Source organism: Methylacidimicrobium sp. AP8, from assembly GCF_903064525.1.
Classification (GTDB): Bacteria; Verrucomicrobiota; Verrucomicrobiia; order Methylacidiphilales; family Methylacidiphilaceae; genus Methylacidimicrobium.
Map to the genome: position 1 here is coordinate 1,901,201 of NZ_LR797830.1, position 21,422 is coordinate 1,922,622.

Consider the following 21,422-nt stretch of genomic DNA (forward strand, 5'->3'; position numbering starts at 1 on the left):
GCTCCGCAGGACGCGCCGGCGCTCCGATCCGGCCGGCGGCTCCCGACTCCTTCTTAATTAGGTTTCGCGTTCCGGCAGCGCCAGGAGGAGGCGCATCCGGGGAAAATCGATGGTCACCCGGAAAGGCCGGCAGAATTCGCTCCCGAGGAAGCCTCCCAGGGGAATCCCTTCTCCCTCCTCGATTTGCGCGGGGAACGGGGCAATCAGCCCCGGAACGTTGCGGGCCGAGAAGCCGGCGAACCGGAGATCGCGCAGGAGGATCGGCGAGGCGCGGTAGCCCCCGCCCACCCCGAAGTAGCGTTCTCCGCGGCGGAGCGGGGTGAGGCCCAACCGGCCCGCCGCCCGTCGGCTAAGCGCGAGGGCGGTCTCTGCCGCTCCGGTGTCGAGGAAGACCAGGAGCCTCTCCCGCGACGCCACCTCGATCGGAACGACGACGAGCCCTCCCGGGGTCAGCCGCAGGGGGACGTCGGCCACGAGGCGCCCGGCGGCCGACGGGCTGCTCGTTCCGGCTTTTTGCAAGCAGAGGCGCCGGCCCGGATAGTCGAGGGTCACGACGAAGTGCTGCAAAAACTCGGATCCCAAAATGCCCTGGAACGTCTCTTCCGCCTTTCCCGCCCGGCGGAGGTCGACCACCGCGACGGGAATGTCTCGGACCTCGGTGCCACCCAATCGGAGCGAAGGGAGCCGGCACAGCTTCCCTCCGGTGCTTCTGGCGCCCGCTCCGAGGAGGCGGGCCGATCCGACCGCAGCCAACCCGATCCGGTCGGCCAGGCGCCGGTCGAGGACCACGCAGGACGCTCCGGTGTCGACGAGGAAGTCGGCCTCGCGCTTCCCATCGACCAGGGCCGGGATCACGGGGCGCCAGCCGGACCCGACCCAGCTCAGACGGATCTCGTCGGGGCCCCTCTGCCGAAAGGGAGGGGCGGTGCCGAAGGCAGCCAGCTGGCTCGCTTCGGCTTCCCGGCCTAAGGATCGCAAGAGGGAAGCCGCCTCGCGAAAACGTCCCTGCCGCCGGCGGAGGAGCGCCAGCAGGGATGCGGCTTCCCCATCCTCCGGGTTCGCCCGCAACGCGTGTTCCAGCGCGTCTTCGGCTTCCGGCTGATTTCCCCGCTGGAGCGCGATCGCGCCGAGCAGGCTCCAGGCTTGCCCCTGCCCCGGATGGAGCGCCGCTTCCTTCCGCGCAAGCCGTTCGGCCTCTTCGAGATTCCCCGCCGCCAAGCTCCATCGGGCCCGGTTCAGGAAATCCGCCGCCTCCGCGCGCCAAGGCGGAGCCGCTCCCGAAACAAGACAAGCGAGCAAGAGAAACCGTGCCCCTATATGTAGACCCGCCGATCCGCACCGCCTATTCATGGGCAACTCAAGCCCGAACGGGGATGCCTCGGGCTTGCAGGTACCGTTTCACCTCGGAGATCGCAACCTCGCCGGAGTGGAAGATCCCGGCGGCCAGCGCCGCATCCGCGTGGCCCGAAAGGAAGACCTCGCCGAAATCCTCGATCCTTCCCGCGCCTCCGCTGGCCACGACGGGCACGGGCAGGGCGTCGGCCAGCCTGCGGATCAGCGAGCAATCGTAGCCGCTCTTCATCCCGTCGCAGTCGATGCTGTTGCAAACGATTTCCCCGGCACCCAGCTCGACCCCTTTCCGCGCCCAGTCGAGCGCCTCCCATCCGGTCTCCCGCCGGCCTCCGTGGCTGCAGACAAGCCAGGAACCGGGGCCGCTCCGCCGGACGTCGATCGAGAGGACGATGCACTGCGATCCGAAGCGTTCCGCTCCGGCGCGAATCAACTTCGGTTCGGCCAAGGCCGCCGTGTTGATGCTCACCTTGTCCGCCCCGGCAAGCAACATTTCCCGAATGTCGTCAAGGGTTCGGACCCCGCCCCCCGCCGTCAGCGGGATGAAGCAACGATCGGAAACCGCGCGCAGGACGTCGAGAAGCGCCGCCCGGCCCTCCACGCTCGCCGTGATGTCGTAGAAGACGAGCTCGTCGGCCCCTTGGTCGTTGTATCGGGCGGCCAACTCGATCGGATCTCCTACGTCCCGCAGGCCGCCGGATTCGGCCCTGCCGAACCGCTTTCCGCGCGTCACCCGCCCGGCATGGACATCGAGGCAGGGGATGATGCGCCTAGCCAGCATCGGACCCCTCCATGCTTCCCGGGATCTTCCTTTCCCGCTCCGCAATCTGGCGAAGCGCCTCGTAGAGAACGATCGACACCGCATTCGCCAGGTTCAGGCTCCGCACCTTCGGATTGGGAATCGGGATCGTGAAGAGGTTATCCCGATATGCAGTCAGGAGCCTCGGCGGCAACCCGCGGGTCTCCTGGCCGAAGAGGAGGATGTCGCCTCGCCGGTAGAGCGGCTCCGTATAGGCGGGATAGGGGCCCGTTTCAAAGAAGAAGAGCCTGCACCCCTCCGCCGCCGGCCGGAACTCTTCCCAGGATTCCCACCGCCGGAGGGTCACCTCCGGCCAATAGTCCAGCCCCGCCCTCCGCACCGCCCGCTCGCGCAACGAAAAGGGAACGGGCCCGATCAGATGAAGAATCGAGCAGGTGGCGGCACAGAGGCGAGCGACGTTCCCGGTGTTCGGCGGAATCCGGGGCGCGATCAGTCCGATCTCCAAAGCGGCATCCATCCTCACTCCCGCCTCGAGCGCACGCCCGAGTTCGACCAGTGGAGCGGCCCGCCGGCGACGGGCTTGCGCCGGATCGGACCGTAATAGACCCGGACCAGATAGAGTCCCCAGGGGGGGGCGGAAGCGGGGGCTCTCTTTCGATCCCGGCTCTCGAGAATGTCGCGGAGTCCCGCGAGGGATAGGCGTCCCTTGCCCACGCGGACGAGCGCGCCGACGATGTTGCGGACCATATGGTAGAGAAAGCCGTCGCCGGTGATCCGGATGCGCACGGAAGGCCCGCGATGGAGCAGGCGCAAATCGGAGATCGTCCGCACCGTCGAAGAAGACGGCTTCCCGGAATTGGTGCCGAAGGCGGAGAAATCCATCGTTCCGACAAAGAGATTCCCCGCTTCCTGCATCGCCGCAATCGCCAAAGGCATAGGAACGTGCCAGACCCGATCGACAAGAAACGGGTCGAGCACTTCGTGGTTCCAGAGGCGATATTCGTAGGTCTTGGCACGGGCGGCAAATCGCGCGTGAAAGGACGGGGCGACCGGATGGACGTCGCAAACCCGTATGGCTTCCGGCAGGTAGTAGTTGAGAGCCCGGCGGAGCTCTGCCGGGGCCAGCTTGGGCGGAGCGACGAAGGAAGCCGCCTGCCGCAGCGCATGCACTCCGGCATCCGTGCGGCTGGCGCCGGCAACCGGGATGGATCGCCCCCAGATCCGGGCTACCGCGGACTCGAGGGCCTCTTGGATCGACGGCCTACCCTTTTGGCGCTGCCAGCCGGAAAAGCCGGTGCCGACATAGGAAAGCTCGAGCCGATACCCGACAAGAGCAGGTCCCGCCGGCTCGACGGCGGATCTCGTCCCGCTTTTCCCCGCTTCTTTTCGAGCCGGCATAGACATTTCCTTACCGGTGCCCGGCATCTCTTGCAAGGAGCTGCATGCCCGTCCGCCAGGCACGGCCGTTGTTTTTTGGCGTCGCAGGGCCGCTCCTGCCGCCCCGTCGGCGGAGGACCGCGAAAGCACCGGCTCTAATCCGACCCGAGCAGGTACGAAAAGCCGACCAGGGCCCCCACCTCGTTCACGCCGATATTGCGCGGGGCCATGTCCGCGTTGGACATGTGATGGAAGAGCGCTTCGGCGTTGACCGACCAGTGCTTCGAAAGCATGTAGCGGAATCCGGCGCCGGCTTGCGGGGTGAACTCGATCGCCTGCCCGACCATGGATTGGTTCGGAACTGTATATGCATCGGTAAAGACAAAGCCGAGCCCGCCTTCGACATAGGGGACGACGCGCCAGTTGGGCTGGACGAAGTTGTACCGGACGAAGACGTTCGGCCCCACCACCACGTTCCCGCTCATGGGACCGGCGAAGATGCCGCTCGCATAGAGATCGACAAGCACTTCGACGTTGCCGCGGAAGATGCCGCGGCCTTTGGGAGTGGTGAGCATCCAACCCCAGCTCAAGATGCTCGGCGCCTCGTCGAACGTGTACCTCCCCCCCCCGCTTCCCAGCGAAAAGAGCGCTCCGGACATGAATTGAATTTCGTTGGTCCCCTCGCGATAGAGAGCCAGCTCGGGAATGCTTTCGGTGTCGAGCGCCACCCCTTCCTTTGCATCCCCGTTCCCGGCGGCAGCCGATGCCGGGTACGCGGTGCCGGACGCCGCCCCGGCCGCTTCTACGCCGCTCGCCAGCACAAGGGCTAAGGCGACCGCACACAACCTCCTCATTTGAGGAATCTTGCTAGCACCCGCAGAGCCGCGAGGGCCAGTTTTTTTTTTCGATTCCTCGCTCACGTCTTCCGCAGGGCCAGCTCGTCAAGATAAGACTGCAGGAGAACGGCGGCCGCAACGCCGTCGATCTTCTGGCGACCCGCCTTCTCCTTCCGCCCTGCCTCGCGCAAGTAGTGCGCGGCCAGTTTCGTCGTCAGCCGCTCGTCCCGCAATTCGACCGGGATCGGAATGAGCTGCTTGCACTTCCAGACGAAGTCCCGAACGCGCTCCGCGGCCGGGCCGTACGAGCCGTCCATGTTCCGCGGCAAGCCCACCAGGACAAGGCTGACCTCGTAGCGACGAATGAACTCCTTGAGCTGCCGGACAAATTCCCCGAAAGGCTCCGCCGGCAGGTAGCCGAGCGGCAAAGCCAGCGTCAGCGTCGGATCGTTGACGGCGACGCCGATCCGCTTGCTCCCGTAATCAAGCGCGAGAATGCCCAACCTTGCCCCTCTCCCCCATAGGCTCCCGAAGGAGATCTTCGGAAGCGCTTCTTCCCGATGCGTTATGGACGCTTTCCGCCAGCGGCCGCGCAAAATCCTCGACCCTTCGGAAGAGATCCGGCGCCGTACCCCAGGCGCCAATCCGCTCCACGAGGGCGCTCCCGACGACCACGCCATCCGCGTAGGCTGCCACCGCGGCGGCCTGTCCGGGGGTGGAAATTCCGAAACCGACGCAGGCCGGCAGAGCGCAGAGCGACCGCATCGAACGAACGAGAGCCTCCGCTTCGGCCGGAGCCTCGTCGCGCGCCCCGGTCGTTCCGAGACGGGCCACGCAGTAGATAAAGCCTGCGGCCGCTTTCGCGATCGCTCGCCGGCGGACCGGTTCGGTCGTAGGAGCAACCAGGTGGATCCGCGTGAGTCGGGCCTCCAACGACTCCAATCCGGGCAGCCTCTCCTCCAAGGGAAGGTCGACCAGGAGGACTCCGTCGACGCCCGCGCGGGCCGCTTCGTCGGCGAACCGTTCCAGACCGAGCCGCAACAGCGGGTTGAGGTAGCTGAAGAGGATGATCGGAATCTCGGAAACCTTGCGGATCGCGGCCACCGTCGCGATCACGCCCTCGACCGTGGCTCCCGACTTGAGCGCCCGGTGGGCGGCCGCCTGGTTAACCTCTCCGTCCGCCACCGGATCCGAAAAAGGGATTCCGAGCTCGATCAGGTCCGCTCCCGCCCGTTCTAGGGAGAGCACAAGCTCGAGCGTCGCGGAGAGCGCCGGATCCCCTGCCGTGATGTAGGGGATGAACGCCGACTTTCGCTCAAGGGCGAGGGAGCGGAACTTTTCCGCGATCCGTCCGCTCACCAGTCGGCTCCTGCTTTTTGCATCTCTCGACCCAAGGTCGGCGACGGCTGTCCCTTCCCGCTGCACAAAGAGAAAACTCGGGCCATAAGCTAGCGCCTCCGCTGCTCCCGCTCCAGCAATTTTCTCCTGGACGCCCGCCCGCCAGGGCACATGCTTCTCTATTCGTAAGCGGAATCCTTGCTTCCAAAGAATAATCCCGTAACTTTACGCCAAATGTCCGCCGGAAACCATGCGAAAGAGGACCATCCGGTCCCGACCACACTATGGCACTCCAGGACGGAGCGGTCCAGCTGCGGCGTCGGCTTCGTCACCACGTTGACGGGAACCCCTTCCCACAAAATCCTCGAGACCGCGCTCTCCTGCGTCTGCGCCCTTTCCCACCGGGGGGCGGTCGACGCGGATATGAAGACGGGGGACGGAGCGGGCGTGATGACCCAGGTCCCGGCGGCTCTCTTCCGGAAAGACATCGAGAAGTGGGGCGCAAAGTTGTATCGGGACGACGATCTGGCCGTCGGATTCTGCTTCCTTCCTCCGGATGACGCTTATGTGCAGGCGCATTGCCGCAAGCTCGTCCAGGAGGCGCTGGCTGAGCACGGGCTTTTCGTCTTTGGGTGGAGGAAGGTGCCGGTCCACAGAGATGCGCTGGGCGAGAAGGCCGCGCGCACCTGCCCGGAAATGGAGCAGGTCCTGATCGGCAAGCCGGAAGACCGCCCTCTCTCGTCCTTGGAATACGAGCGCACGCTCTACCTTTGCCGCAAGAAGATCGAGGGGCGGATCGCCCGGGACGGCGTTAAGGACTTCCACATCCCATCCTTGTCGAGCCGCACGATCGTCTACAAGGGACTTTTCGTCTCCCCGCAACTCCCGAAGTTCTATCGAGATTTGCGTGACCCCGACTTCCAAACGGCGCTGGCGGTCTACCACCAGCGCTACAGCACCAACACCTTCCCGGCTTGGCGGCTCGCCCAGCCGTTCCGCGTGCTCGGCCATAACGGCGAGATCAACACGATCTTGGGCAACCGCCTCTGGATGCGCGCCCGGGAAAAGGATCTCTCTGACTCTCTCTGGGTGGAGGAGGCCGCCCATCTCGCTCCGGTGCTGCTGCCGGCCGCAAGCGATTCGGCCCACCTCGACAATGCGGTCGAGCTTCTCCTCCACTCCGGCTACGATCTGCTGCACACCATGCTCATGCTGGTGCCGGCCGCGTGGCAGGCGGAGCCGCGGCTCTCTCCGGAGGAACGGGCCTTCTACGAATATCACGAGCTGTTGAGCGAGCCCTGGGACGGACCGGCGGCCCTGGTCTTCTCGGACGGCCGGACGGTAGGCGCCTGCCTCGATCGCAACGGCTTGCGGCCAATCCGGTACAAAATCACCGAGGAGGGGACGGTCGTCCTCGGCTCCGAGGTCGGGATCGGCGGCCTTGAGGAGAGAACGGTCGTCGAAAAGGGGCGGCTGGGGCCGGGCGAGATCATCGCGGTCGACACCGTCTCCCGGCGGCTTCTCCGCAGCCCGACCATCAAGAAGAGCATCGCCGACAGGCACCCTTACGGCGAGTGGCTCAGCCGCCACAGCCGCCGCCTGGCCTCGACGGGATCGGCCCCGACCCCTGCCGCCTCGAGGGAGCCTGCCTCCCTTTCGGAACTGCTCGCCTTCGGCTACGACGAGGAGGAGATCAAGCAGATCCTCAAGCCGATGGCCGAGAAAGGAGAAGAGGGGGTCGGGTCGATGGGCGACGACGCCCCGCCCGCCGTGCTGTCGCGGGAGCCCCGGATCCTGTACTGGTATTTCCGGCAGCTTTTCGCGCAAGTCACCAATCCTCCCATCGATCCGTTGCGCGAGCGGCTCGTCATGTCCCTGGAAATGTGGGTAGGCCGCCGGCCGAATCCGCTCGAGCGCCGCCAGCCGGATGACGACGTCATCCGGCTCACGAGCCCCTTTTTGACCTATGCGGAGCTCGCGCAGATGCGCAACCGGCACGAGCCTAGCCTCCAGGCCCGGACGATCTCGTGCCTCTTCCCCGCGGGAGAAGGAGTGGACGGATTCCTCCGCCGCCTCTCCGAGATCCGCGTCGAGGCCGAGGAGGCCGTCAAGAAAGGGTTCTCCATCCTAGTGCTGAGCGACCGGGGCGTCTCGCCCGGCCAGGCCGCCCTTCCGATGCTCCTGGTCGTGGGTGCGGTCCACCACCACCTGATCCGCGCCGGCACCCGGATCCGCGCCTCCCTCGTCTGCGAGACCGGAGAGTGCCGCGACGTCCACCATTTCGCCTGCTTGATCGGCTTCGGCGCCACGGCGGTCAACCCCTATCTCGCCTTGCAGCTCCTTGCCGACCTCGCCGCGCGGGGCGAACTGAAGGCGGCGGCTCCGGAGAGCGCCCAGAAGAACTACCGGAAGGCGGTCGAGAAGGGGCTCCTCAAAATCCTGTCCAAGATGGGAATTTCCACTCTCTGGAGCTATCACGGCGCCCAGGTATTCGAGGCTTTGGGGCTCGGCGCCCAGGTCATCGAGGAATGCTTCGAAGGGGTCGTCTCCCACTTAGGAGGGGTCGGCTACCCCGAGATCGCGCAGGAAGCGCTCGCCCGCCACGCCGCGGCCTTCGCCCCGGCCTCGAAGCTGCCCGACCGAGGCCACTACCGGTATCGGAGAGAGGGAGAGCGTCATGCGGTCACCCCACTCCTGATACAGAGCGTCCACACCTTCGTGGGGCTCAAGGGGCGCGACAAGGCATTCCGGTACGAGGACTACCGGAAAATCGGGGAATCGCTCGCGACCAATCTGCCCCTCTCGCTGCGAGACTGCCTCCGCTTCCGGCCTCAGGAAGCCGTCCCCCTTTCGGAGGTTGAGCCGATAGAGGAGATCCGCCGGCGCTTTACGACGGCGGGAATGTCCCTGGGCGCCCTCTCGCCGGAAGCGCACGAGACCCTGGCCCTCGCCCTCAACCGGATCGGGGGCAAGTCGAACACGGGCGAAGGAGGGGAAGACCGGGCGCGCTTCGTGCGCCTACCCAACGGCGATTCCCTCAACAGCGCGATCAAGCAGGTCGCCTCGGGCCGGTTCGGTGTCACCGCGGAATACCTGGCCAGCGCATCGGAGATCGAAATCAAGATGGCACAGGGTTCTAAGCCGGGAGAGGGGGGGCAGCTGCCCGGACACAAGGTCACCGCCCTCATCGCCCGGCTCCGCCGAAGCACTCCGGGGGTCATGCTCATCTCGCCCCCCCCGCATCACGATATCTACAGCATCGAGGATCTCGCCCAGCTCATCTATGACCTCAAACAGGTCAATCCCCGTGCCCGGGTCTGCGTAAAGCTGGTTTCCGAGGCGGGGGTGGGCGCGATCGCCGCCGGGGTCGTAAAGGCGCATGCCGACGTGGTCCTGATCAGCGGCCATGACGGGGGCACGGGCGCATCGCCGCTTTCCTCGATCAAGTATGCGGGCAGCCCCTGGGAGATCGGGCTGGCCGAAACCCAGCGGGTCCTCCTGACCAACGGATTGCGGAGCCGGGTGACCCTGCGGACCGACGGGGGAATCCGGACCGGGCGCGACATCGTCATTGGCGGTCTGCTGGGCGCGGAGGAGTTCAACTTCGGAACCATGGCCTTGATCGCCCTGGGCTGCGTCTATGTGCGCCAGTGCCACCTCAACACCTGTCCGACGGGGATTGCGACACAGGACGAGCGGCTGCGGGGGAAATTCCGAGGGACCCCGGAAGGCCTGATCGCCTACTTCGACGCGGTTTCTCAAGAGGTGCGCGAGATTCTCGCCAGCCTGGGCGCCCGCACCTTCAACGAGATCATCGGGCGGGCCGATCTTCTGGAACCGAAGGAGATTCCCGACCATCCTAAGGCGAATCGGATCGATCTCCGACCGCTTCTTTCCTTTCCGGGCGTCGGGGAGACCGAGCCGCGCTTCCACACTTGGGAGCGGAACGATCCGCAGGGCGACCGCCCGTTGGACGATATCCTGCTCTTGGAAGCGAAGAGCGCGATTCACTCGAAGGAGCCTATCGAGCTGCGCCATCGGGTGCGGAACGTCCACCGCTCGATCGGAGCCGGGCTCTCCGGAGAGATCGCCTACCATTTCGGCGACGAGGGTCTGCCGGAAGGAACGATCCGCCTGCGTCTCTCGGGAACCGCGGGCCAGAGCCTGGGCGCCTTCTTGGTCAAAGGAATCGCCATTCACCTGGAAGGCGAGGCGAACGATTACGTCGGCAAGGGGATGTCCGGAGGCGAGATCGTCCTCGTTCCGCCCGCCGGATGCCATTACCGGCCGGAGGAGGCCGTCATTTGCGGCAACACCGTTTTGTACGGCGCCACGGGCGGTCGCCTCTTCGTCCGCGGCAAGGCCGGCGAACGGTTCGCGGTCCGGAACAGCGGGGCGCTCGCCGTCGTCGAAGGAATCGGGGATCATGGCTGTGAATATATGACCGGCGGAGTCGTCGCCGTGCTCGGGCCCACCGGGAAGAATTTCGGAGCCGGCATGTCCGGGGGGCTCGCCTACGTCTTCGACGAGGACGGATGCTTCGAGGAGCGTCTTAACCCCGAGATGGTGCGATTGGAGCGCGTCACCTCCCCGGAGGATCAGAAGCAGCTCCAGGAGCTTCTCGATCGCCACTTGGAGAAGACCGGCAGCTCTCCGGCGGAACGGATTCTGCGGGAGTGGGAACGGTTCCGCCCGCTTTTCTGGAAGGTCGTGCCGCTGCCGCCTTCCTCCGCACCGACGGCGGCTCCCGAGCCGGAACGGAAGCAGGTTCCCGCCGCCGCGGCGGAGCAGAACCGTTGATCGCGGTCAGCGATCGTCGGGGTTGAGGCTAAGGAAGATCCAGGCGGCGCAGGCGCCGGCCAGCAGTTCCGCGACCCAGTAGAGGCCCAGGTACGGCCAGGCGACCAGGCCGATCCAGCCCAACCCGACGGCGACCGCCGGATTGAAGGCGCCGCCGGAGATCGATCCGACGGCGGAGGCACCCACCATCACCGTGATGCCGATCGCCAGCCCGTAGAAGGAGTTCCCGGCCGTCGCCTTGGCGGTCGCGCTGTTGAGGACGACGTAGACCAGCGCCAGGGTAAAGAGGAATTCCGCCAGGAAGGCCGGACCCGCGGCGACCGCCATCCGCGTGACCGAGCTGCTTCCCTTGATCGCTTGAGCGGCGACCGAGCCCAGGACCGCACCGGCGACTGGGGCGATCCAATACGGGAGGAAATACGGGAGGACGTCTTGCGCCGGGCACCGGCCGCGCAGCCACGCCCCGAGCGTCACCGCGGGATTGTAATGTCCTCCCGAGAGATGCCCCCCCCCGGCGAACACCATGAGGGCCGATCCGACCGCCAGGGGCGCGAGGACCCCCGGCGAGGGCGCGATCGCGCAGCAGCCCACCGTGATCCTGCGGACGATCCGGCTTGCTAGTACGACTTGCGGCCTCGGAAGGCAAGCTCTATTCTCCTTCCGCGCATCTCGGGAGCCCGGCAGGGGCGGCCCTGCGGGAACGGTCTCCGTCCCTCTCCCGCCGCGTCCGCCTACGGGAAGAGCAGGAGGGTGCCGGCGGCCAGCAGCAATGCGATCCCCCAGAGCACGTCGAGATTCCACCAGGCCCGCCGCAAGAAAGAGAGGCCGACCCGCTCGAAGACCAGCAGCGAGATGCCCAAGGCTACGGCCCAGTAAGCCACCGAGTGCACGGCTGTCAACCCGAGGGCTTCGGTAATCGGCATCCCGCCCGATGCCTGGCGGCCGCAAAGGGCGGCGCCGCCTAACGCCGGCGCCAGCATCAGCCCGGCGCCGTGAGCGGTGGCCATGAGGAAGGCCCAAAAGACCAGGTCCCGGAAACCGACGCGCATGCCTACCCAGCGAGGATGCCGGGCCCGCAAAAGCCAGAAGAGGCCGAAACCCGCCAAGAGAAGGGCGGCGCCCAGGGCGATCCAACGGCGAGGAATCCAGACGCCGGACCCCCAAATCAGGAGGACGGCGGTGCCCACGGCGAGGCAATGGCCGAGGACGAAGGCCGCGACGGCCGAAAATACGGCCTTCCTACGCCCCTCCTGGTAGCCGAGCGCCACGGCGAAAAGCCATCCCATGGCCGGATTCAAGCCGTGAAAGGCGCCTAGCCCTAAAGCCGCGGCCCAGGGAAGCCATCGGATCACGGAAAACAGAAGGAGTCGGTGGAACAGTCCCCGCCTTCGAGCCGGATTTGATGCGCCCGGTGCGTCCGGGGGAACTCGACGAAGAAGCGGGGGTCCCAACGAAGCCCATCCTCCCCGGCATGGGCCAAAACCATCCAGCTCGAGATGCCGTCCGGATAAAACTGGTCGTCCCACGCGCGGTAGAGCGAATTCGTCAGGTAGACCCGCTTTCCATCCCGGCTCACCTCCACCATCTGGCAGCCGCCGTTCAGAGGCTTCTGCGGCGCTCCGGGATGAGCGGTTCTCCGCGCAATCCCGCCCAGCCGAAGGCTGCTCACCCGCTTCGGATGAAAGGGATCGGTCACATCATACTGGAAAATCTCTCCGGTCCCCCAGCACGATAGGTAGAGAAAGCGATCGTCCAGGGAAAGATCGATATCGGTAAGAAGGGGCGGCACGACCCCGAAGCTTTTCAGGAGCGGAGGGAGCTCCGCTTCGGTTGCCGGCTCCGCCGGGATCTCGATCACTTTCTGCACCGCCCATCGGTCGCCGTCCCGGTACCAGAGCCAAACGGAGCTCGCTAGATCCTCCAGGGAAAGCACGACGCCGGTGAAGCCGTACGATTTCCTCGGATCATGGGCGGGGCGGACTTCCAGAACCATCTGCTCCTTTTCCTCCAGGTCGAGCTTTTGCATGTGCCGCCGTTTCCGGAGGTCCCAAACGTGGAGGGAGCGGCCGTAGGCACCCTTCATCAGCTGGTCGGGCAACAGGCCGTTTTCCAGCATCCAGGGCACGCCCCATTCGCTGCTGATCAAAACGTCCTGGCTGATATGCCACCAGAAGTCGTAGGCGAAAAACTGGGGACCCCTATCGATTTCCCAGCTGCCGAGAGGCTCGAACGAGAAATGGTCCAAGAGGAGAATGCCGCCCGGACCGTCCCCCTTGGCATTGCCGAAGGCGCTGATGTAGATGCCCTCCGGCCCGCAGTGGACGGTGTGAGGCCGCGTGTAGCCCGTCCTGCGGATGAGCTCTTCCGGCTCGATCCGCTTGACGATCTCGGGCCGGCGCGGATCGGGTCGCGTATCGACGATGTAGATCCGGGACGAGCGGACCCCGGGGATGACGAGATAGCGCCGCTCCAAGTGCGGATGCGGAGCGTAAGGACAGAGTGCGGAGCTGCAGGCGTTCCAGCCAAAATGGTGAAATTCGTCGCCAACCGACGGAACGGCAAGCCAGTGGACGATCCTGCCGTATTCCGATGACTCGGGATCAAGATCGACTACCGCGAGGGCATCGGGATTCCCGCTGGGGCTGCCCCCGTCGGCGGCCAACGCCACGACGTAGCCGAGCTTTTCTCTGGGGCCTTCCATCGCAAGACGGGGAGAGGGATAGAAGGTCGGATCGGGAGCTGTGAACCTCATGAATGCCTATTCTTTGTTACTCTTGCATCAATCGTGTCCGACAAGACAATCCGGTAAGCGCTCCTCTCACCGCTGCCGGCCTTCCGGCGACGCGGAGCCGCCCGGCTATCTGGAGAGGCGCCGGTCTCGGACGGGATTCCCATCCCTTGCGCCGTTCCGCTCCTAAGGGGCCGTGGACGCCGGAGGATTGGCCGCCGGCGGAGGCGCGGGGATCCCCGAAGGCTCCTCGGCCTCCTCTTTCTTGCCCCTCGGCGAGGGGGGAGGAACGATCAGCTCCTGTCCGATCTGAAGCCGGTCGTTTTTTAATCCGTTGGCCTTGCGAAGCGCTTCGACGGTGATCTTGAACTTGCGGCTGATCTTCCACAGCGAGTCTCCCTGCCGGACGGTGTATTTCGTCGAGCCCGGCGGCGGAGGTTCCGCAGGGGCTTCGGCGGCCGGCGGCGCGCCGGATTCCGCGGCTCCCGCGGAACGGAGCATTCCGCCGCTCCACAGCAAGGCCATCGATCCTAACAAGGCAACAGAGCGAAAGAGGTGCTTAAGCATGGAAGCATCATAAGTTGCTTTTCGGGCAAGAGAAGAAGGAACCTTCCCGTTCGCCCGAAAAAATGGCAGAATCGGCCGCCGCATGCTCGCCCGGACCTTCTCCGCCGCGCTTTGGGGGGTGGAAGCCTTGCGCGTCGAGGTCGAGGTCGACAACTCCCCGGGTGCCTTTCTGACGCGGGTGGTCGGGCTACCCGACGCCGGCGTGCGGGAAAGCCTCCACCGCGTATCCACGGCCTTGCAAAACTCCGGCTTCCGCCCTCCCTTCGGCCGCACCACGATCAACTTAGCTCCGGCCGATCTCCGCAAGGAGGGCCCCAGCTTCGATCTTCCCATCGCTCTGGCGATCCTCGGGGCCACCGAGCAGCTCGAAAGCCGTCTTCTTGGCGATTTCTGGGCGATGGGCGAGCTCGCCCTTTCCGGCGAGCTCCGGCCGATCCGCGGGGTTCTCTCCGCCGTCCTGGAAGCCAAGCGGCAGGGGGCTAAGCACGTCCTCCTTCCCGCAGCCAACGCGCGGGAAGCCGCGGTCGTCGAGGGCATCCGGATTCATCCGGCGGGCCATCTCGCGCAAGCCGCCGCTTTCCTCCGCGACCCGGATTCTTCTCCGCAGCCCGACGGCGCAACCTCGACTTCGGTGCCCGAGCCCGCCTGGGAGCAGGACTTCGCCGACGTCAAGGGGCAGCTCGCCGCCAAGCGGGCCCTGGAGATCGCCGTCGCCGGCGGACACAACGTGCTCCTGATCGGACCTCCGGGAAGCGGCAAGTCGATGCTCGCCCAGCGGCTGCCGTCGATATTTCCGCCCATGACGTTGGAGGAAGCGATCGAAACGACGCGCATCCACAGTGTCGCCAACCTGCTTCCCGACGGGCAGGGGCTGATCCGCCGCCGTCCCTTCCGGTCCCCGCACCACTCGACCTCCGACGCCGGCCTAGTCGGCGGAGGCCCCCGCCTCCTCCCCGGTGAAGCCAGCCTAGCCCATCACGGGGTTCTCTTCCTGGACGAGCTGCCCGAATTCAGCAGAAACGCCTTGGAAGCGCTCCGGCAGCCGCTCGAGGACGGGACGCTCACATTGTCGCGCGCCGCAGGAACGGTCACCTTCCCCGCGAGCTTTATGCTGGTCGCCGCAATGAATCCCTCGCCCACCGGCGGGTTCGACGACGCGGCCCGCGGCAAGTGCACGCCCGGGGCGATGCGCCGCTACCTCAACCGGATTTCCGGCCCTCTCCTCGACCGGATCGACCTCCACGTGGAGGTTCCCGCCGTCGATCGGGAACTTCTCCTCCGGTCCGAAGCGGGAGAAAGCTCGGCGGCGATGCGAGGCCGGGTGGAGGCCGCCCGCGCCGTTCAAGCCCGCCGCCTCGCGGGCCGGCGCAAGATCCGCAACAACGCCCGCATGGGTCCTCGGGAGATCGCCCGCTTCTGCGCCCTCTCTCCTTCCTGCGCCCGTTTTCTTTCCCAAGCCCTGTCCGATCTCGGGCTTTCGGCGCGGGCTTTCCACCGCGTCCTCAAGGTCGCGCGGACGATCGCCGACCTCGCGGGCCGAGAGGAGCTGCGGGAGGAAGACTTGGCGGAGGCGATCGGCTTCCGCTCGCTCGACCGCCGGCTCTGGGGGGAGTAGGCCCCCGGGTCCGGTGCGAATCCCCCTTCTTTCTTTTTGGAGATACAAGGAAGCGGAGCTAGGTTGTTGCCGGTTTCCATCCGCAGGAGATGACGTCCATGACTCCCCGCAACCGGCGCCCAAGGCAGGCCAACCCGAGTGCGAAGGTCATGCTGGCCCTCGCCGGCGCACTCTGGATCTCCGGACTGGCCGTTTCCTCCTTCGCGACGCCCGATCCCGGCAAGCCCTGCCCGCCGCTCGAATTCCTCCAGGGCCGTTTTTGGAAAAATTTCCGCCTCCAGGACTTCGCCCTGCACGGAGTGATCGAGTCGGAGCGGGAGAGCTATCCGATCCAGCTCATCCTTCACGACCGCCGGATGATCTATGATTTCGAAAATCCCTCCTTCCAGATTCGCGTGGAGATCCAGCCGGAGCGGAGCGTCGTCGAGCGGCGCAGGCACCCGCAGGACCCCTGGCAGCCGGTGTCAGGCCGGGAACGGATGAGCCCGGTTCTCGACACCGACATCACCTATGAGGATCTTTGCCTCGACTTCATGCGATGGGAACAGGTCCGTCCGTTGGGGACCGATCACGTGAAAACGTTGACCGCCTGGGCCTTCGATGCGGTTCCACCGCCGGGGGCCAGCGCTTATGCCCGAGTCCGCTACTGGATCGCCGCCGAGTATTACGCGCTCTTGCGGGCCGACGGATACAACGGGGCGGGCGATCTGGTCAAGCGTTTGGAGATCAACGGGGTTCAGCGAATCGGAGACGCCTACGTCATCAAGGAGATGCAGGTGTCCTCCTTCGATCCGAAGAAGGAAAGCTCCTCCCACACCTTGATCAACATCCGCCGCGGAGAGGCCCTTCCTCCGGAAGGGGGGAAAGTTTCCTCCGGCTCCGTCCCCCGCTGCCCGCGGACGCCGGGCTTGGCCTCCCGGCTACGGGAGCAGAATCCCTTCCCGGCGGAGGGCCAGAAGTAGCCGCTCTTCGCACTGCTCCAGGACGCGGGGCTCTGGCCCCTCGATCAAAAGACGGATCTTCGTTTCGGTTCCGGAATAGCGCAAGAGGATCCGGCCCTGATCCCCCAGAATGCGCTCGACCTGCGCGAGAGCCTCTTCGACCGCCGGCATGCTCTCGATCGGCTTCTTCTCCCGGACGACCAAGCTGAGCTGCCGTTGAGGATACTTTTGCAGCCGGCGGAGCCGCGCCAGCGGGGTGCCCGTCGTCAGGACGACGCGGAGGATTTCGAGTGCCGCGCGCAGCCCGTCGGCGCTGGCCGCCTGATCCAGCAGCAAAAGATGCCCCGACTGCTCCCCGCCGAGATTGAGCCCCCGGGCATGCATCGCCGCCGCCACGTGCCGATCGCCGACCGGGGTCCGGATGACGCGTACTCCGGCCTCTTGCAGCGTGCGATCGAGCCCGAGATTGCTCATGACCGTGGCCACCACGGTCCGATGGGAAAGGACCTCGCGGCGTTGGTAGTCGAGGGCTAGGATGGCCAAGAGATCGTCGCCGTCCAGCAGCGCGCCCTCATGGTCGCAGCAGAGCAGGCGGTCCCCGTCCCCGTCGAGGGCCAAGCCGACGTCCGCATTGGTCATCCGCACGAGCTCGGAGAGCGTTTCCGGATGCATGCTGCCGCAATGGAGATTGATGTTGATCCCGTTGGGACCGGCAAAAAATACGAACGGCTGGGCACCGAGGGAGGCGAAAAGCGGACCGATCAAGTCCGAAGCCGCTCCATTGGCCGCGTCGATGACGATCCGCATCCGGGAAAGGTCTCCGGAGCCGGACCAGCGGCTGCGCAGCGAGTCGAGGTAGAGCTCTCGGGCCCGCAGGTCGGCCTGACGGCGTCCGACCCCCGAGCCTACCGGCCCTTGCGCGGAAACCCATGAGTAATCGGAGAGCCGGCGCTCGATCTCCGCTTCGGTCTCTTCCGGCAGCTTGGCCCCGTCGGGTCCGAAAAGCTTGATTCCGTTATCCGGAAATGGGTTGTGGGATGCGCTGATCATCACACCGCCGGCGGCCCCCAGAACCCGCGCCAGGTGGCCCACCGCCGGAGTCGGCAGCACGCCGACGGGCACGACGTCGACGCCGGCCGAAAGAATTCCGGAGATCAGGGCCGATTCGAGCATCTCGCTCGAGATCCGCGGGTCCCGTCCGACGACGATCTTTTTCCTTTCCCCTCCCGCCAGGACGGAGGCGGTGACCGCCCCCACGGCCACGGCGACCGCCGGGGTCAGCGGATGCCGGTTGGCCGTTCCCCGGATACCGTCGGTGCCGAACAGTCGTTCCGTCGATTGCCTCATCCATCGCCCTCGGGCTACTTCGCCAGACCCAGAGAGGAAAGAATCTGATCGATCGAGCCGGGTTCGATCGATTCCCGGAGGATCGCCCAAACGGCGACGGCCAGAATCAGGGAGATCAGCTTCTGTTTCCAATTCTCCAGCAGGTTGCTCATGTTCGCAATCCGGTCGGTTCGCGGATTCTCAGGCTAAACCAGAATCTCCGTCAACCGCGCACGCAACCGATCCCGATCGAGATGGCGCTCGAGCTTCCCCTCGAAGGCGATCGAGATGCCGCCGGTCTCCTCGGAGACCACGATGACCACGGCATCGGTCATCTCGCTCAAGCCCAAGGCCGCCCGGTGGCGCAGGCCGAGCGGCCTTTCGAGCCGCTCGGTTTCGCTCAAGGGGAAGACCGCCGCGGCGGCAACGAGGCGGTTGTCCCGGATGACCACCCCGCCGTCGTGAAGGGGAGTGCGCGGATAAAAGATCGTTACGAGGAGGTCGGCGCTCAGCTTGGCGTCCAGGATGGTGCCTGTATCCCGGGCCGGACCGTAGAGATCTTCCCGCTCCAGGGAGATCAGCGCCCCGATCCGCTCCCGCTGGCAGATTTCGGCCGCGTTGACGATGTGCTCGATGACCTCCGCCTTCAATTGCCGGCCGGAGGTGGTCACACTTCGGCGGCCCACTTCCGCCAGGACTTGCCGCAGCTCGGGCTGGAAAAGCACGATCAATGCGACGAAGAAGGAAGGCGAGAAGAGCCGGATCAGCTCGGTGACTACCCGCAAATGAAGGACTGCGGAAAAAAGGGTGAGCACCACCAGCACGATGAGAAGGCCGGTCAGCACCTGCACGCCGCGCGTCCCTTGGAGGAGCTTCCAGACCTGGTAGATGACGACGGCCAGAATCAGGATCTCCACCGCCCAGGAGAGGGGCTGCCCGAAAGCCTTCACGAAAGCTCTCCCTCCAGGAGGACGCACACCTTGCGGGCGGCGACCGCCCCGTCCACGTCATGGACCCGCCACACCGCGGCGCCACGGCTCGAGGCGAGGACCGCCGCAGCCAGGCTCGCCGCATCGCAGCCTTCGTCGCCGACCAACTCGCGAAGGAAGCTCTTCCGGGAAAGGCCCACCAGCAGCGGCCGTCCCATCTCGGCAAAAAGCGGCAGGGCTCGAAGCAGCCGCCAGTTCTGCCGTCCGGTCTTGGCAAAGCCGAAGCCGACGTCGCAGACGATCCGCTCCTCGGGGATGCCGGCCTCGATGCACTGCTTCAGTCGCGCCGCCAGCTCCTCCCGCACCTCACGGACGACGTCGCCGTAGACCGCATCGGCCCGCATGGTCTTCGGCCTACCCCGGGAGTGGACCAGCACATAGCCCGCCCCCGTCTCCCGCACCGCTTCCCATACCCCGGTATCCCACTTGCCCCCCGACACATCGTTAATGATCTCCGCCCCTTCCGAAAGTGCGGCGCGCGCCACCCCGCCCTTGTAGGTATCGACGGAGATCGGGATCGTGAGCCGCCCGGCCACCGCACGCAGAACCGGAAGGAGCCGGCGCAGCTCCTCCCTTTCGGGCACCGGTTCCGCCCCGGGCCGAGTCGACTCGGCGCCGAAATCGACCAGATCGACCCCGAGCTGCTCCATCCGCAGCGCTTCGTCGGCCGCCTTCCGCGCCGAAAGCAGCCGCCCGCCGTCAGAAAAGGAATCCGGAGTCAGGTTGATGATCCCCATGATCCGCGGCCTTCGGGAAGAGAGAGCGATCGTGCGGGCGGAAGTCACCCAGAACGCGGAGGGGTCGGCAGCGGATGCGTCTCCCGGCTGAGAAGGCGAACCGGGTGCCGTGGGCTTTCCCCGAGCGGAAGGAGACAGTTTGCCGGAAGCGAAGATCTCCACCCCTTCAGTCGCCGCCTCCCCGCTTTTTTCTCAACGCCTCTTCTACGAGCTTCAGCGAGAGGGTGTTTATCACGTCCTGGCGGCGAAGCCAACCCTTCCTCGCGATGTTGACCCCGATCCGCAGGAACCCGAGTTCCCGGGCGTGGTGCGCGTCCGGATTGATCACGCAACGGACTCCTTTGTCCCTCGCCGCATGCCACCATCGCCAATCGAGATCGAGCCGGAGCGGCTGCGCGTTGAGCTCGATCCAGGTTCCCGTTTCGGCCGCGCAGTCGATGATCTTTTCCAGGTTGACGGGATAGCCTTCCCGTACCAGCAGGAGCCGCCCAGTCGGATGGCCCAGCATTGTGACGTAAGGGTTTTCCATGGCCCGGATGATCCTTCGCGTCATCTCCTCCTCGCTCGAGGAGAATCCGGCGTGGACAGAAGCGACGACATAATCGAAGGTAGCCAGCACCGAGTCGGAAAAATCGAGCCGTCCGTCGCGCAGGATGTCGCACTCCGTTCCGGAAAAGAGCCGGAAGCCGCGAAAGGTCTTGTTGAGCCGGCGGATCTCCTCCTGCTGGCGCTCCACCCGGGCCTCGTCCAGGCCGCCCGCCTGAAACGAGGACTTCGAATGGTCGGCGATCCCTAAGTATTCCAGCCCCAGCTCCTGCGCCGCCTCGGCCATCGCTTCCAGCGTGCTGTGTCCGTCGCTTGCCGTAGTGTGACAGTGAAACGTCCCCCGCAGATCGGTCCACTCCACCAGCCGGGGAACGGCATCCTTCTCGGCCGCCTCGATCTCACCCAAATTTTCCCGCAGCTCGGGAGGAATGTACGCAAGCCCCAGCTTGGCGTAGATCTCGGCTTCATCCCGGCACCGGATCCGTTCTCCTCCCGCCTCCTTCTCCGGGCGACTGTCCTCCGATCCCTCGGAGAAACGTCCCCGGCTCTCGCGGAACAGCCCCCATTCCGAAAGCTTCTTTCCCTGGGCGATCGCGCGCTGCCGCAGCGCGATGTTGTGCTCCTTGCTTCCGGTGAAGTGGAGGAGAGCATAGGGATAGTCCTCGTCGGGCACCACACGGAGGTCGCAGGCGAGGCCGCCTTCCAGCACCACGCTCGACTTGGTCTCCCCGTGGTTGACGACGCGGCGCACCCCGGCGGACGAAACGAAAGCCTGCATCACCGGTGCCGGCTCAGACGAAGAGCAGACTAAATCGAGGTCCCGGACGATTTCCTTGCCGCGCCGGAAGCTGCCCCCCAAGCTCACGCGAATCACGGCGGGATGGGAGCGAAGCTGATCGACTAGCTGCTCCGCCAGCCCGATCACATCCCCGTACCGGTGGTAGGAGGCGTAGGTGCGGTGCTGCTCGATCCCCGCCAGGATGTTCTGCTCGGTCTTCGACCCGAAACCGGGAAGCCGGCCCACCCGGTGATCCCGGCAGGCAGCCTCGAGCTCGGCCAGGTCGCGTATCCCCAATTTCTCCCAGAGAATCTTCGCTCTCTTGGGTCCGAGCCCAGGAATGTCGAGCAGGGCCACGACACCCGGCGGAAATGAGCGCTTGAGTTCTTCCAGGTAGGGCAGACGGCCCGTGGCGACCCATTCTTCGAGCTTTCCGCGGATTCCTTCCCCGATTCCCTTGACCCCGCGCAGCTTCCCTTCCCGAACGAAGGACGCGAAATCCTCCGGAAGCGAGTCGATCACCCGTGCCGCCGTCCGGTAGGCCCTGGACTTGAAGGGATTTTCGCCCCGCAGATCGAGCAGGGTCGCAATTTCCTCGAGCAGGGCAACGGCATCGTCCTTGGTCATGGAGGTCTCTCCCCGATAAGCATATCTTCCGGAAGGGGCCCCGCCAAGCCGCAGGAGAACGCCAGCGGACCCGGGGAGGCCGAAGCGCGGCCGACCGACGACCATCG

The 21,422-nt window shown here is 65.9% G+C and carries 19 protein-coding genes; 3 read left to right on the forward strand and 16 right to left on the reverse strand.

From position 1 onward, the window contains the following. Positions 1-57: 57 nt before the first annotated feature. The 7 genes from MTHMO_RS08900 to trpA all read right to left on the reverse strand — a co-directional run bounded on the left by MTHMO_RS08900 (position 58) and on the right by trpA (position 5,682). Positions 58-1,299, reverse strand: a complete 1,242-nt coding sequence (locus MTHMO_RS08900; protein ID WP_202214461.1) for an aspartyl protease family protein — start codon at positions 1,297-1,299, stop codon at positions 58-60. Between the two features lie 58 nt (positions 1,300-1,357). Then, the gene (gene hisF, locus MTHMO_RS08905; protein WP_202214462.1) at positions 1,358-2,131 is read right to left on the reverse strand and encodes an imidazole glycerol phosphate synthase subunit HisF; all 774 of its coding nucleotides are present in this window, start codon (positions 2,129-2,131) and stop codon (positions 1,358-1,360) included. After that, on the reverse strand, positions 2,121-2,627 hold the full coding sequence (locus tag MTHMO_RS08910) for a tRNA (cytidine(34)-2'-O)-methyltransferase (RefSeq protein WP_202214463.1): 507 nt from the start codon (positions 2,625-2,627) through the stop codon (positions 2,121-2,123). The genes hisF and MTHMO_RS08910 overlap by 11 nt, the downstream gene beginning before the upstream one ends. A 2-nt stretch (positions 2,628-2,629) precedes the next feature. Then, positions 2,630-3,508, reverse strand: a complete 879-nt coding sequence (gene truA / locus MTHMO_RS08915) for a tRNA pseudouridine(38-40) synthase TruA (RefSeq protein ID WP_237394865.1) — start codon at positions 3,506-3,508, stop codon at positions 2,630-2,632. 134 nt (positions 3,509-3,642) lie between these two features. Further along, positions 3,643-4,341: an acyloxyacyl hydrolase gene (locus MTHMO_RS08920; protein ID WP_202214464.1), complete on the reverse strand. Its 699-nt coding sequence runs from the start codon at positions 4,339-4,341 to the stop codon at positions 3,643-3,645. Between the two features lie 62 nt (positions 4,342-4,403). Further along, complete coding sequence (ruvX, locus tag MTHMO_RS08925; RefSeq protein WP_202214465.1) at positions 4,404-4,826, reverse strand: Holliday junction resolvase RuvX; 423 nt, start codon at positions 4,824-4,826, stop codon at positions 4,404-4,406. Next, on the reverse strand, positions 4,807-5,682 hold the full coding sequence (gene trpA / locus MTHMO_RS08930; protein ID WP_202214466.1) for a tryptophan synthase subunit alpha: 876 nt from the start codon (positions 5,680-5,682) through the stop codon (positions 4,807-4,809). Before trpA ends, ruvX begins: the two co-directional genes overlap by 20 nt. A 213-nt stretch (positions 5,683-5,895) precedes the next feature. On the opposite strand from trpA, the gene gltB reads away from it, so the two are divergent. Then, positions 5,896-10,461 (forward strand): glutamate synthase large subunit, encoded by a 4,566-nt coding sequence (gene gltB, locus MTHMO_RS08935; protein ID WP_202214467.1) that lies wholly within the window; start codon positions 5,896-5,898, stop codon positions 10,459-10,461. A gap of 6 nt (positions 10,462-10,467) precedes the next feature. On the opposite strand, the gene MTHMO_RS08940 is transcribed toward gltB, so the two are convergent. From MTHMO_RS08940 to MTHMO_RS08955, 4 genes are all read right to left on the reverse strand, one after another. Further along, a complete protein-coding gene (locus tag MTHMO_RS08940) occupies positions 10,468-11,052 on the reverse strand; it encodes an aquaporin (protein WP_370568305.1) in 585 nt (194 codons plus the stop codon). Between the two features lie 140 nt (positions 11,053-11,192). Beyond that, a complete protein-coding gene (locus MTHMO_RS08945) occupies positions 11,193-11,813 on the reverse strand; it encodes a hypothetical protein (protein ID WP_202214468.1) in 621 nt (206 codons plus the stop codon). Then, a complete protein-coding gene (locus tag MTHMO_RS08950) occupies positions 11,810-13,213 on the reverse strand; it encodes a selenium-binding protein SBP56-related protein (RefSeq protein WP_202214469.1) in 1,404 nt (467 codons plus the stop codon). The genes MTHMO_RS08945 and MTHMO_RS08950 overlap by 4 nt, the downstream gene beginning before the upstream one ends. Before the next feature lie 162 nt (positions 13,214-13,375). Then, the gene (locus MTHMO_RS08955; RefSeq protein WP_202214470.1) at positions 13,376-13,714 is read right to left on the reverse strand and encodes a LysM peptidoglycan-binding domain-containing protein; all 339 of its coding nucleotides are present in this window, start codon (positions 13,712-13,714) and stop codon (positions 13,376-13,378) included. A 124-nt stretch (positions 13,715-13,838) separates the two neighbouring features. On the opposite strand from MTHMO_RS08955, the gene MTHMO_RS08960 reads away from it, so the two are divergent. Both MTHMO_RS08960 and MTHMO_RS08965 read left to right on the forward strand, forming a co-directional pair. Beyond that, positions 13,839-15,371, forward strand: coding sequence for a YifB family Mg chelatase-like AAA ATPase (locus tag MTHMO_RS08960; protein ID WP_202214471.1), 1,533 nt, complete (start codon positions 13,839-13,841; stop codon positions 15,369-15,371). Positions 15,372-15,469: 98 nt separating this feature from the next. Beyond that, the gene (locus MTHMO_RS08965; RefSeq protein ID WP_237394866.1) at positions 15,470-16,333 is read left to right on the forward strand and encodes an outer membrane lipoprotein-sorting protein; all 864 of its coding nucleotides are present in this window, start codon (positions 15,470-15,472) and stop codon (positions 16,331-16,333) included. Here MTHMO_RS08965 and glmM read toward each other — a convergent pair. From glmM to polX, 5 genes are all read right to left on the reverse strand, one after another. After that, the gene (gene glmM, locus MTHMO_RS08970) at positions 16,292-17,659 is read right to left on the reverse strand and encodes a phosphoglucosamine mutase (RefSeq protein WP_202214473.1); all 1,368 of its coding nucleotides are present in this window, start codon (positions 17,657-17,659) and stop codon (positions 16,292-16,294) included. The genes MTHMO_RS08965 and glmM overlap by 42 nt on opposite strands. Before the next feature lie 14 nt (positions 17,660-17,673). Next, on the reverse strand, positions 17,674-17,811 hold the full coding sequence (locus MTHMO_RS08975) for a hypothetical protein (RefSeq protein ID WP_202214474.1): 138 nt from the start codon (positions 17,809-17,811) through the stop codon (positions 17,674-17,676). 33 nt (positions 17,812-17,844) lie between these two features. Next, a complete protein-coding gene (gene cdaA / locus MTHMO_RS08980) occupies positions 17,845-18,588 on the reverse strand; it encodes a diadenylate cyclase CdaA (protein WP_202214475.1) in 744 nt (247 codons plus the stop codon). Then, positions 18,585-19,412: a dihydropteroate synthase gene (folP, locus tag MTHMO_RS08985; protein WP_237394867.1), complete on the reverse strand. Its 828-nt coding sequence runs from the start codon at positions 19,410-19,412 to the stop codon at positions 18,585-18,587. Before folP ends, cdaA begins: the two co-directional genes overlap by 4 nt. A gap of 118 nt (positions 19,413-19,530) precedes the next feature. Beyond that, on the reverse strand, positions 19,531-21,315 hold the full coding sequence (polX, locus tag MTHMO_RS08990) for a DNA polymerase/3'-5' exonuclease PolX (RefSeq protein WP_202214477.1): 1,785 nt from the start codon (positions 21,313-21,315) through the stop codon (positions 19,531-19,533). Positions 21,316-21,422 lie beyond the last annotated feature (107 nt).